The 10,577-nt window shown below is 58.9% G+C and carries 14 protein-coding genes and 1 tRNA gene; 7 read left to right on the top strand and 8 right to left on the bottom strand.

Annotated features, from left to right (window positions below; all coding sequences use genetic code 11):
• Positions 1-3: 3 nt before the first annotated feature.
• From AAAB16_RS11495 to modA, 4 genes are read right to left on the bottom strand one after another with little or no spacing between them, the layout of a single operon-like run.
• Entirely contained in the window at positions 4-312 is a 309-nt protein-coding gene (locus AAAB16_RS11495; protein ID WP_340663429.1) for a hypothetical protein, read from the bottom strand.
• 26 nt (positions 313-338) lie between these two features.
• Positions 339-1,418, bottom strand: coding sequence for a molybdenum ABC transporter ATP-binding protein (gene modC / locus AAAB16_RS11490; RefSeq protein ID WP_340663430.1), 1,080 nt, complete (start codon positions 1,416-1,418; stop codon positions 339-341).
• Between the two features lie 26 nt (positions 1,419-1,444).
• A complete protein-coding gene (gene modB, locus AAAB16_RS11485) occupies positions 1,445-2,125 on the bottom strand; it encodes a molybdate ABC transporter permease subunit (RefSeq protein ID WP_340663428.1) in 681 nt (226 codons plus the stop codon).
• Positions 2,126-2,163: 38 nt separating this feature from the next.
• Positions 2,164-2,919, bottom strand: coding sequence for a molybdate ABC transporter substrate-binding protein (gene modA / locus AAAB16_RS11480; protein WP_340663427.1), 756 nt, complete (start codon positions 2,917-2,919; stop codon positions 2,164-2,166).
• Positions 2,920-3,215: 296 nt separating this feature from the next.
• On the opposite strand from modA, the gene AAAB16_RS11475 reads away from it, so the two are divergent.
• Positions 3,216-4,001 (top strand): TOBE domain-containing protein, encoded by a 786-nt coding sequence (locus tag AAAB16_RS11475; RefSeq protein WP_340663426.1) that lies wholly within the window; start codon positions 3,216-3,218, stop codon positions 3,999-4,001.
• 7 nt (positions 4,002-4,008) lie between these two features.
• On the opposite strand, the gene AAAB16_RS11470 is transcribed toward AAAB16_RS11475, so the two are convergent.
• Positions 4,009-4,884 (bottom strand): crotonase/enoyl-CoA hydratase family protein, encoded by an 876-nt coding sequence (locus tag AAAB16_RS11470; protein ID WP_340663425.1) that lies wholly within the window; start codon positions 4,882-4,884, stop codon positions 4,009-4,011.
• A 139-nt stretch (positions 4,885-5,023) separates the two neighbouring features.
• Between AAAB16_RS11470 and AAAB16_RS11465 the strand changes: the two genes are divergently transcribed.
• The 5 genes from AAAB16_RS11465 (at position 5,024) to AAAB16_RS11445 (ending at position 7,663) form a co-directional block, all read left to right on the top strand.
• The gene (locus AAAB16_RS11465) at positions 5,024-5,461 is read left to right on the top strand and encodes a GNAT family N-acetyltransferase (RefSeq protein WP_340663424.1); all 438 of its coding nucleotides are present in this window, start codon (positions 5,024-5,026) and stop codon (positions 5,459-5,461) included.
• A gap of 78 nt (positions 5,462-5,539) precedes the next feature.
• The gene (locus AAAB16_RS11460) at positions 5,540-5,920 is read left to right on the top strand and encodes a hypothetical protein (protein WP_110615013.1); all 381 of its coding nucleotides are present in this window, start codon (positions 5,540-5,542) and stop codon (positions 5,918-5,920) included.
• 101 nt (positions 5,921-6,021) lie between these two features.
• Complete coding sequence (locus AAAB16_RS11455) at positions 6,022-6,381, top strand: hypothetical protein (RefSeq protein ID WP_340663423.1); 360 nt, start codon at positions 6,022-6,024, stop codon at positions 6,379-6,381.
• 284 nt (positions 6,382-6,665) lie between these two features.
• On the top strand, positions 6,666-7,337 hold the full coding sequence (locus AAAB16_RS11450) for a nitroreductase (RefSeq protein WP_340663422.1): 672 nt from the start codon (positions 6,666-6,668) through the stop codon (positions 7,335-7,337).
• Between the two features lie 80 nt (positions 7,338-7,417).
• Positions 7,418-7,663 carry a DUF1654 domain-containing protein gene (locus AAAB16_RS11445; protein ID WP_340663421.1) on the top strand — a complete coding sequence of 82 codons (246 nt, stop codon included), beginning with the start codon at positions 7,418-7,420 and terminating at the stop codon, positions 7,661-7,663.
• Between the two features lie 6 nt (positions 7,664-7,669).
• Here the strand turns inward: AAAB16_RS11445 and AAAB16_RS11440 are convergent, their stop codons facing one another.
• The 3 genes from AAAB16_RS11440 to AAAB16_RS11430 all read right to left on the bottom strand — a co-directional run bounded on the left by AAAB16_RS11440 (position 7,670) and on the right by AAAB16_RS11430 (position 10,345).
• On the bottom strand, positions 7,670-8,983 hold the full coding sequence (locus tag AAAB16_RS11440; protein ID WP_340663420.1) for a hypothetical protein: 1,314 nt from the start codon (positions 8,981-8,983) through the stop codon (positions 7,670-7,672).
• A gap of 391 nt (positions 8,984-9,374) precedes the next feature.
• Positions 9,375-9,447: transfer RNA gene (locus AAAB16_RS11435), tRNA-Thr, on the bottom strand.
• Between the two features lie 61 nt (positions 9,448-9,508).
• The gene (locus tag AAAB16_RS11430; protein ID WP_340663419.1) at positions 9,509-10,345 is read right to left on the bottom strand and encodes a S1-like domain-containing RNA-binding protein; all 837 of its coding nucleotides are present in this window, start codon (positions 10,343-10,345) and stop codon (positions 9,509-9,511) included.
• Between the two features lie 141 nt (positions 10,346-10,486).
• On the opposite strand from AAAB16_RS11430, the gene AAAB16_RS26525 reads away from it, so the two are divergent.
• On the top strand, positions 10,487-10,577 hold a 91-nt coding region (locus tag AAAB16_RS26525; protein ID WP_369335442.1), incomplete at its 3' end, for a VF530 family DNA-binding protein.

Below are 10,577 nucleotides of genomic sequence, written 5' to 3'. Positions count from 1 at the left end.
GGCTTATGAAGGCCTGCTGTAGGCGGCATCAGCACCAATAAAGAAGTCCGCCAGACGTTCGATCAGCAACGGTTTGCTATGGCTAAACCAGCGCTTGGCCGCCCGCTCCTGCCATTCTTCGGCACGGTCCAGGCTATGGCGCGGCACAAAGTCGGCGAGAAAGGCGCCCAAGCTCAGCAGATTGATTTCATGGCCGGCCAGGCTGATTTTCTCCAACAGCTCATGCAGCGCGGCGCGCAATTCCGGCGACCAGTGTTGGCCGGCGCAGAGTTGCTCCTCTAGCGCTCGGCAGCTGTCGATAGGTTCCAGCATCATCCACTCCCCTTGCTGACGGCTGGCTAAGCCAATACGGCGACCGATTTCACCTGCGCCCACAATTGTTGCCCCACCTGCAATTCAAGCTGATCGCGGGAAAAGCGGGTAATTCTTGCCAGTAAAGGCGTGCCTTGCAGATCCAGCTGCACCAGCACATGGGCGCCGTTGTCGGCGGGCACTTCGGCCACCACCGTCACCGGCAATACATTCAAGATGCTGCTATGCGCTGGTTTTTCCACGGCCAAGCTAACGTCACGGGCCTGCACCTTAAAGCGCATCGGTTTGCCCTCCGCCACCGGGCGATGAGCCACCTGCATGCGCAGGTCACTGCCGGCAAAACCCAGGCTCAGCAGTTGATAGTCGGCGTTGTAGCCGCAGACCTCAGCCTGTATCACCACACCGGCATCGTCGGCCTGGGCCATGGGCAAATCCAGACGTGCCAGCAGTTCACCTAGCGGGCCACTGGCAAGGGCGCGGCCCTGATCAAGCAGCACCAAATGATCGGCAAGACGCGCCACTTCGTCCGGGGCGTGGCTGACGTAAAGCACGGGAATATCCAGCTCGTCGTGCAGGCGTTCCAGGTACGGCAGGATTTCGTTTTTACGCTTGTGATCCAGCGCCGCCAGCGGCTCGTCCATCAGCAGCAGCTTAGGGCTGGTGAGCAAGGCGCGGGCGATGCCAACGCGTTGGCGTTCGCCACCGGACAGGTGCTCCGGCATACGCTCCAGCAAGTGCTCAATACCCAGCAAATCGACAGCCTGGGCGAGCTTCACCCGTTGTGCGGCACCGCCAATACGTTTGAAACCAAACTCAAGATTGCGCCGCACCGAGAGGTGGGCGAACAAGCTGGCTTCCTGAAAGACATAGCCCAGCGCGCGTTTGTGCGTGGGCAGAAAAAAGCCCGTGACGCTGTCCTGCCACAGCTCGCCATTGACCCGTAGATAGCCCTGTTGCGCACGCTCCAGGCCGGCGACGCAACGCAGGCAGGTGGTTTTGCCCGAGCCGGAATCGCCGAATAACGCGGTCACACCGCGACCGGGAATTAGCAGGTCAACGTCCAAGGAAAAGTCGGAGTAATCGACCTTGAAGCGCGCTTCGATCACGCTCTGTGCTGCGCAAATTGGGCTGCTCATCGCACCACCGCCCGCGTCCGTCCCTTGGCCTGCAACACCAGCAGAATGACAAAGGAGAAAACCAGCATGCCGCCCGACAGCCAATGGGCTTGGGCATACTCCATGGCCTCGACGTGATCGAAGATCTGCACAGAGACCACGCGGGTTTTGTCTGGAATATTGCCGCCAATCATCAGCACCACGCCGAACTCACCAATGGTGTGGGCAAAGCCGAGGATCGCCGCGGTTAAAAAACCGGGCCGCGCCAATGGCAGGGCCACGTTGAAAAAGGTATCGAGCGGGCTGGCGCGCAAGGTCGCCGCCACTTCCAGCGGCCGCTCGCCTATCGCCTCAAAGGCGTTCTGAATCGGCTGCACCACAAAGGGCATGGAATAAAACACCGAGCCGACCACTAGGCCGGCAAAACTGAACGGCAAAATGCCCAGGCCAAGGCTTTGGGTGATTTGCCCGATAAAACCGTGGGGGCCGAGGGTGATCAGCAGATAAAAGCCAATCACCGTCGGCGGCAGCACCAGCGGCAATGCCACCACAGCCGCCACCGGACCCTTGAGCCGCGAACGGGTACGCGCCAGCCACCAGGCGATGGGCGTACCAATGACCAGCAAGAGCACGGTGGTGAGCGATGCCAATTGCAGGGTCAACCAGATCGCAGCGAAATCAGCGCTGGTTAGCGACATCGCCCAAGTTCCTCAACAGAGCGCCTCAAAAGCGTTGCTTAAAGTTGGTAACCGAAGGATTTAATCACAGCCGCGGCCTTGGCGCCCTTGAGGTATTCCACCAGGGCTTTGGCCGCGGCGTTGTCTTTGCCTTTATTCAAAATCACCGCGTCTTGCTTGATCGGCTCATGCAGGCTGGCGGGCACCAACCAAGCGGAGCCGCTGGTGACCTTGCCGTCTTTGTATACCTGCGACAGCGCGACAAAACCCAGCTCGGCGTTGCCGGTGGAAACGAATTGCAGGGCTTGAGTGATGTTCTGGCCCTCAACGATTTTCGGCTTAACGGCATCGGTAAGGCCGAGTTTTTCCAGCACTTGGGTGGCGGCCAGACCGTAAGGTGCCGCTTTCGGGTTAGCGATAGCCAGGTGGGCGAACGCGTTTTTCTTCAGCACTTCGCCTTTGTCATCGACATAGCCTGCTTTGGCCGACCACAGCGCCAGCGAGCCAATGGCATAGGTGAAGCGCGAGCCTTTAACGGTTTCGCCTTCGCTTTCCAGCTTGGCCGGGGTGGTGTCGTCGGCCGCCAGGAACACTTCGAACGGCGCGCCGTTTTTTATCTGGGTATAGAACTGGCCAGTGGCGCCGTAGGAGGCAACCAGCTTGTGGCCGGTATCTTTCTCGAAATCAGCAGCCAGGGCTTGGATCGGCGCGGTGAAGTTGGCAGCGACCGCTACCTGAACGTCGTCAGCAAACGCGCTGCTTACCGCCAAGGTGGCGGACAAGGCGATAACCAAGCGGGACATACGATGGATCATGGACAGCTCCTTATTGGAATTTTAATAGCGCCAGAAGCCACGTGATTCGTGCCCTACACCCACCGCTATGTTCGCGGATATATAGCGCTAATTGACCAGCGAGTCAATCGCTACCCTTGTGCCCTGCGCTACGCACAGCAGACGATTCCCGCGTGTAAGCCTGGGTGCGCGCAGCCCCCCCCCTACGGGATCAAAAACCTCAGTGCGCGGCCTTGTGGTTGTCGGGTGTGCTGATTGGCGCGTTTATCATCGTCTCGCTGGTACCATGCCACCCTCTCTATACGCTGACAGCCGCCATGAAACTCGAAGGCCAATTCTGGATTACCCACAACGGCAATGACGTCGCTGGCGAGGCGCGTATTGCCCTGCTGCGCGCCATCGACGCCACCGGCTCCATTAGCCAGGCCGCAAAGGCGGTGGGCATCAGCTACAAATTTGCCTGGGATTCCATCGACGCCATGAACGGCGCCTCCGGCAGCCCGCTGGTGCAACGCAGCGCCGGCGGCAAAGGCGGTGGCGGCACGCGCCTGACCGACGCCGGCCACGCGCTAATCGCCGCCTATCAGCGTTATCAGCAGGAACACCTGTTGTTTCTGCAACGTCTGGGCGATGACGCGGGCGTATCCACCCTGCTGGAATTTATGGAGCGCCTGCGGATGAAAACCAGCGCGCGCAATCAACTGTTCGGCACGGTAGTGGCTATCCAGAACGGCGAGGTCAACGATCAGGTGGCGTTTCAGCTCACGAGCGGCGATCGCCTTACTGCCTCCATCACCCACGACAGCACCACGCGCCTGGAATTGGTGCCCGGCGCGGCGCTGTATGCATTGATCAAAGCCTCATGGGTGCAACTGGTGCCGGCCGATTACAGCAGCGCCGAGCCCAGCGACAACCTGCTGCGTGGCGACGTACGCCAGGTCACCCGCGGCGCAGCAGAGACCGAGGTGTCACTGGAATTACCCGGCGGCGCGCTGCTGGTGGCGGTGTTGAGCAACACCCAAGCCGACAGCCTGAACTTGGCGGAAAACACCCCCATGGCGGCCTTGATTAAAGCCGCCCATATGATCCTCGGGCGGCTCTGAGCGGCGCTTACTTCCACCAGGGATAGAAGTCCGGCATGGCATTGGCCGACTGTTCGCTGTAGTCGGCCGGCCGCTTCTCAAGAAACGCCTGCACGCCTTCTTTGCCGCCGCCGATGCTGGTGTAAAACATGCCCAGCGAGTCGACCTTGTGCGCTTCCAACGGATGAGGTTGCGCGGCATTGCGGTACATCATCTGCCGCGTGATAGCGATGGCCACCGGGTTGTGCTGGGCGATACGGCGAGCGATGGCATAGGCCTCGTCCATCAGCAGTTTGGCCGGCACCACAGCTTTCACAAAGCGCCCCTCAAGGGCTTCTTCCGGCTTGAGAATATCGCCGCTGTATACCCATTCCAGCGCCTGGGAAATGCCGACGATGCGCGGCAAAAACCAGCTGGAACAGGCTTCGGGCACGATGCCGATTTTGTTGAAGACAAAGCCGATCCGCGCGTGCTCGGAAGCCAGGCGAATATCCATGGCGCAGGTCATGCTCGCACCGATACCTACCGCGGCACCGTTGATGGCGGCGATCACCGGTTTCTTGCAATCGAAAATTGCCAGGGTCACGCGCCCGCCCGTATCACGTACACCGTCGCGAATGGCTGGATCGTCGAGACGCTGCTGCATGTCTTGCAACGTCGGCTGCTGGCTTTCATCCAGGCCAAACACATTGCCCTCTACCGAGAGGTCCATGCCGGCACAAAACGCGCGACCAGCGCCCGTTACCACAATGGCGCGCACCTCATCATCGTCGCTGGCGCGGTTAAAGGCGTCGATCAGCTCGTGGGCCATTTCCACGGTGAACGCATTTAACTGGTCGGGCCGATTGAGGGTCAGGGTCAGAATGTGTTCTGCCACCTCGTAACGGAGGGTGTTGTAAGACATGGGGCGCTCCTGCGAAAACCACTGGGGTTCCTATCATGCCTACACAGACACCCAGCGCGCCGCCGATTAGTACGGCATTTGCGCCAAGGCCGGCGCGGTAAGTGATTTAATGGCGGCGTTTTCTTAGCCCATATTGCCCATGCAGCCACTTTCTATCAGCGCCCTCCCCGCCGTTATGCGCCCCTTGGCGAACAAGTTCTACCGTGCCCACCACTCACCGATGCGCGCGGGCGCGGATGATCAAGTGTGGGTGGCGAAACATGCCGAGATCGTCGCGGCATTGTGTTTGCGGCCACTGGTTCAAGAATCGGGTTTCTGGCTGACCAGCCTGTTGGTCGCCCCCGCCCAGCGCCAGCAACAAATCGCCAGCCGCTTGGTGACCCAGGCCTGCGAACGAGCAGCGGGCCCGGTGTGGTTGTTCTGCCACCCAGAGCTCGCGAGCTTTTACACACGTTTAGGTTTTACCGAGGCAGAAAACCTACCGCCCAGCCTGGCTGAACGCCTGCAACGGTATTGCCGGACAAAAACCCTGATCGCCCTGCACCGCGACAGCCAGGCGTTGGCAAGCGCCAGCTGACTGTTACACTACGCGCCGGCGCCGTTCAGGCCGCCACCTCTGCGTATAGCCCCACCTCGTCCGCGTGTCAGGAACAGCATGAAAATCGACAAAAAAGCCGCCATCGCCCGCCGTAACCTTCAACTCGGCAGCGCAGTGCTCGGCGTCAACAACACGCACTTTGCGACGATCAACCTGAACAAAAACATCTGGTGGTTCGACATCCCGGTCGGGCGCCTGAAAATCGGTCAGTACGAATGGGTGCACCTGCTGATGCACAACCACGTCACCGATGAACTGCACCACCTGCGTGTACCGACTTTGTACCTGCGCACTCACGAAGACGGCTTGGTTACGCGCAATAAAGGCAGCCGCAATGCCACCGTCAGCATTGAGCTGTCGGCCGATCGCGACTCGCTGTTTCAAGACGTGCGCCCCGCCGGCAAAGGCGTGCGCTTCGCCGAGTTTGTACAGGCCTAAAGCGCTTACATAACCTTTACACAGCAGCTCGGCACTTCACTGTGTATTGCGCGTCTTACAGATAACCCGGCATCCACCTCACCGGGTATCAGGAGACCATCATGTTTCGCAGTCTGCCCAAAGTTGCTCTGTTGCTCGGCAGCCTAGCCCTGGCCGGCCAGGCGTCCGCCCATGGTGGCGGCGGCGACGGTGGACCCTTTATTCTCGGCGCGGTCGTCGGTGCAGTGGTGGGCGGCGCAGTCGTCTCTTCGCAGCGCGCTCCGGTTTACGTACAGGCCCCGCCGCCACCGGTTTACTACCAAGCGCCGCCGGTTGCCTACTACCCGCCGCCACCGCCGGTGTACTACCAACCCGTGGTGGTACAGCAGCGCTACTACGCCCCCGGCTATTACGCGCCGCCACCTCCGCGTCGGGTGTACTACGAACAACGCGGTTATTACGGCCACCCAGGTCGTTGGTAAGTCGACAGAAAATGCCCACGCTCTTGGTGGGCATTTTTTTGCCAACTCGTTTGGTTTCATCAACATCTGAACTTCGTCACGAAATTTTCACAACTTCCGCGCAATACTCGGAGCCAGCTGAAGGACCAGCACCCTATCTGCAACGAGCCCGCCACCGTGCGGGCTTTTTGTTGCCTGCGATTTAGCGATGCCAGGATCAACGCATTGCTTTTACCTTGCCTAGCCCTTAGAAGAGTGATCGGAGCACACAATAAAAATGCACCGTTGCCTTCAAGGACTCCCCCATGTCTGTCGCCGACACCCTGAAAAAACGTATCTCCATACGCGCCTTTCTCGACACGCCCGTGGATGAGGTCAGCGTTCGCGCTCTGCTCGACGACGCACGCTGGTCACCCTCGGGCGGTAACTTGCAGCCGTGGAAAGTGATCGCCGTGGCCGGCGCGGAAAAAACCGCACTCGAACGCCTGGCCGTCGAAGCCATTATGAAAAACCCCAAAGGCGAAGTCGGCGACTACCCGATCTACCCCGAAGGCCTGCAAGACCCCTACCGCGCCCGCCGCTACAAAATTGGCGAAGACATGTACGCCCTGCTCGGTATTCCCCGAGAGGACAAAGGCGCGCGACTGAAATGGATGTCCCGTAACTACCAATTCTTTGGCGCACCCGTGGGCCTGTTTTTTGTCATCGACAAAGAAATGGGCAACGGCCAGTGGGCGCATGTCGGCATGTTTATGCAATCACTGGCACTGCTTGCCGAAGAACGCGGCCTGGGCACCTGCATGCAGGAAGCCTGGGGCATGGCGCGTGACAGCCTGCATAAACACTTCGGCCTGGCCGACAACGAAGTGGTGTATTGCGGCATGGCCCTGGGTTACCCGGACCGCGACGCCGCCGTTAACCAACTGCGCTCGGAGCGGGCGACGGTAGATGAGTTCGCGCGTTTCCGTGGCTTTTGAAAAAAGCCAAATGGCTCGACAGAAGGAAAAGTGGCACTCTAGAATACTGTATATCCAAACAGTTAAAGGAGTTTGCCCAAATGTCCAAAGCTGCCGCCATTCGCCAACCCAGCCAATACGAACTGCTCGCCACGCGCCTGCAGAAAATCATCAACTCCCCTGCCGCGCAGAAGTCCAAAACCGCCCTGCTCTATAAAGCCCCGGACGAATCGGAAGATGACTGGGCGCAGGTGCTGGCAGAAATCGGTGAGACCGATAACGTCACCATCGCCTATCGCGACGATGGTGGCGTGCATCTGTTTTGGGTGGTGCAGCAGGACGACTAAACCGCACTACAACGGCAACGGATCAATATCGATGGCGTTGGCGAAAGCTCCCGACGTATTTCCCGCCGCACATCGCAGCCAGATTTTGGCTTTTCCGGCAGCATCGGCGGTGCCAAAGCCCACGTAAATCTTCGGGATACTGCCTGGTAAACACGCCGAATCAATCGAGCCGGAAACAGTTACGCCGTCGTTCGAAAACTCCTGGAGGCGTGTTTGCCCCGCAGTGACTCGGCGACAGCACAGCACACGGTAACGGAACTGCTGGAACGGCAGCAGGTTGACGATTTCCTCCAGCACCACAAATGTTGCCGATGTGGTGTAGGTGTAAGCGCCACGAAACGTGTCATTAAGCAGGGTGTAGCTCATGTCGCCGGTGCCCATGCCCGTCTGCGTGGTCGTACCGCTGAGTGCAGCTCTGGCGCCAAGGCCAAGCGTCGGGTCGTAGCCATCCCATGGGCACAGATAAGGCGCTTCGGCCAGGGTAGTTCCGGGTGCGGTTGAGCCCCTGGCATTGGCGATCAAGTGGGTGGACGAGCGCGTGACCGTTGCCGTCGGGCGATACACAATCAAGACCTTGGCAGATGTGGGTACTTGATCGCCGATGGGGTCCGCCTTCATGGGGATATAGGGCGGCGGCACGCCTTTAATGATCGCCGCCGCCACGTCCATCCAGTACTTAAGCAGCAGTTGGTAACCCAACGGGTTGTAATGGGTACTGTCGATCAGCACCTTGGTGTACCAGTTGTAGGCGATCGGATAGGGGTAGCCATAAGAGTGGCCGTAGCAACACCAGGGCGTCAGCTGCGCCAAGGGATCGGTCCAGGCTTCGTTAAAGGGCTTGGCGCCCATGTTCTGGTCGGTGATACACGTGGTCGCTGGCGCGCCATACAGGCGAAACGTGGCATCGAACATCACTACATGGCTATCGCCACACTGTGCCTTCATTTCCGCATTCAGCGTATCCAGCGTGGCTTTTCGTTGCGCTCGAACAGTGGGATTGGCGGTGGCGTACGGCTTCAGGTTGGTGATGGAGTTGCCGGTGGGCATCGACAAAATCAGCACGCCAGCGCCGCCATCGGGTCTGGCGGCGAGCGCAGGCTTAACCGTGGTCGTCCATTTGTTGTAAATCCCGTCGACATCCATGCCGCTAAAGCCATAACACTCAACCGCCTCAATGCTGCTCAAGCCATGGCGGTGCCTTTGATAGTCCAGGGCTGCCGGCAGAAAGCCGTTGCCCATGCCGTTTTCGATGGATGCTCCGACGAGCATGATGGTGTCGATGCCGGTGAGGGCCGGCGGCAAAGGTGCAGAAGTTGGCATTACGGTGTCCCCCAGATAGGGACCGTGCAAGCTGGCGGTGTCGCCGCCAATCTGGAGAAATCGCTGCTCCCTGCGTCATCAGCCAGGCTGGTAACGAAGTGCACCACCTCTGTGCGGCGGTCAGAGAAACTACTCAAAAGTGTTTAAGGCATGCTGCACCGACAACAGTGTACTTTCGTACCATCTAATCCCGATGAGCCACACGCCACCGAGCCGGCGAGGTGTCAAACACGGACACTAGCCGGCGTTACAGACACAAGAACGCGTTGATTTAGCTGACGGCAATAAACACGGCGTTATCGCAGCGCGCGATAAAAGTGCAGGTTTTGCGCCAGCTTTCGAAATTATTAAGGGCGTTTGGTCGGAGGATTGGCCAGGGAGGGAAAAGCGGTGCCGTTGAGAGGAATCGAACCTCCGACCTCCTGCTTACGAGGCAGATGCTCTACCGACTGAGCTACAACGGCGTGCGGTTCTGCAACTCTAGAACAGCGTCGGCGGTTTTCGCCAACGCTGCGTAAGTTGGCCTCAGGGCAGTTCGATACGGTCAGCGTGAATAACCAGCTCACCTTGTTTATATAAGGCGCCGATGGCTTTTTTGAAGTTGCCTTTGCTAACGCTAAACAGGCCGGCGATGACTTCGGGTGGGCTCTTGTCGCTGACGGCCAATACGCCGCCGTTTTCCCGCAGCTTGTTGAGAATTTGCTCATGCAGGCCAACGGCAGCTTCTTTGCCGACCGCTTGCAGGCTCAGGCTGAGTTTACCGTCGGGGCGAATTTCTTTGATAAAGCCTTTTTCTTCTTTGCCGGGGCGCAGAAATTTAAACTCCTCGTTTTTGTGGATCAGGCCCCAGTGCTGGTTGTTGATAATCGCCTTGAAGCCCATATCGGTGGCCTCAGCCACCAGCAAATCAACCGCCTGCCCAACCTTGTAATTGGCCGGCACATTATCGAGGTAACGGTCCAGGCGTGCGGTGGCGGTGATGCGGCGGGTGTGTTTGTCGAGGTAGACGTGCACCACGCAGTAGTCACCGGCTTGCAGCGTGCGTTTTTCTTCCGAGTAGGGCAGCAGCAGGTCTTTGGACAAACCCCAGTCGAGGAAGATGCCAATGCTGTTAACTTCCTTGACCTTCAAACTGGCGAATTCGCCTACCTGCACCTTGGGCTTTTCGTTGGTAGCGATCAGTTTGTCGTCGCTATCCAAATAGATGAACACATTCAGCCAGTCCTCGACTTCGCTCGGCGTGTCTTTTGGAATGTAGCGGTTGGGCAGAAGAATTTCGCCGTCGGCGCCGCCATCCAGATAAAGACCGAAGTTGGTGTGTTTAACCACCTGCAAACTGTTGAAACGTCCGATTAAAGCCATGTGCACTGCCCTCTTTGCGTGGCCGGCATTCTACCCGATGCGCACCGGCAACAGTGACGGCCCGGCGCCAATCACTGATAATTGCCGGCCACTGCGCCCGCTGAAGCTGCCGGGTGTTTTTACCTTTGCAATGGGCTATCCATGAACAGCGAACAGCAACACAACGCGCTTCACGGCGTCACCCTGGAAGCCATTGTCAGCGCACTGGCCGAACACTACGGCTGGGAAAAAC

Origin of the sequence: Pseudomonas sp. (assembly GCF_037994325.1) — a bacterium.
In the GTDB taxonomy this organism is placed as follows: domain Bacteria; phylum Pseudomonadota; class Gammaproteobacteria; order Pseudomonadales; family Pseudomonadaceae; genus Aquipseudomonas.
Note: the sequence above shows the minus strand (reverse complement) of the source record. Positions and strands in the feature narration are given on the sequence as shown.

Coding starts and splice junctions, on each gene's coding strand:
- AAAB16_RS11495 (WP_340663429.1), bottom strand. CDS start 312: ATGCTGGAACCTATCGACAGCTGCCGAGCGCTAGAGGAGCAACTCTGC.
- modB (WP_340663428.1), bottom strand. CDS start 2,125: ATGTCGCTAACCAGCGCTGATTTCGCTGCGATCTGGTTGACCCTGCAA.
- modA (WP_340663427.1), bottom strand. CDS start 2,919: ATGATCCATCGTATGTCCCGCTTGGTTATCGCCTTGTCCGCCACCTTG.
- AAAB16_RS11475 (WP_340663426.1), top strand. CDS start 3,216: ATGAAACTCGAAGGCCAATTCTGGATTACCCACAACGGCAATGACGTC.
- AAAB16_RS11470 (WP_340663425.1), bottom strand. CDS start 4,884: ATGTCTTACAACACCCTCCGTTACGAGGTGGCAGAACACATTCTGACC.
- AAAB16_RS11465 (WP_340663424.1), top strand. CDS start 5,024: ATGCAGCCACTTTCTATCAGCGCCCTCCCCGCCGTTATGCGCCCCTTG.
- AAAB16_RS11460 (WP_110615013.1), top strand. CDS start 5,540: ATGAAAATCGACAAAAAAGCCGCCATCGCCCGCCGTAACCTTCAACTC.
- AAAB16_RS11455 (WP_340663423.1), top strand. CDS start 6,022: ATGTTTCGCAGTCTGCCCAAAGTTGCTCTGTTGCTCGGCAGCCTAGCC.
- AAAB16_RS11450 (WP_340663422.1), top strand. CDS start 6,666: ATGTCTGTCGCCGACACCCTGAAAAAACGTATCTCCATACGCGCCTTT.
- AAAB16_RS11445 (WP_340663421.1), top strand. CDS start 7,418: ATGTCCAAAGCTGCCGCCATTCGCCAACCCAGCCAATACGAACTGCTC.
- AAAB16_RS11440 (WP_340663420.1), bottom strand. CDS start 8,983: ATGCCAACTTCTGCACCTTTGCCGCCGGCCCTCACCGGCATCGACACC.
- AAAB16_RS11430 (WP_340663419.1), bottom strand. CDS start 10,345: ATGGCTTTAATCGGACGTTTCAACAGTTTGCAGGTGGTTAAACACACC.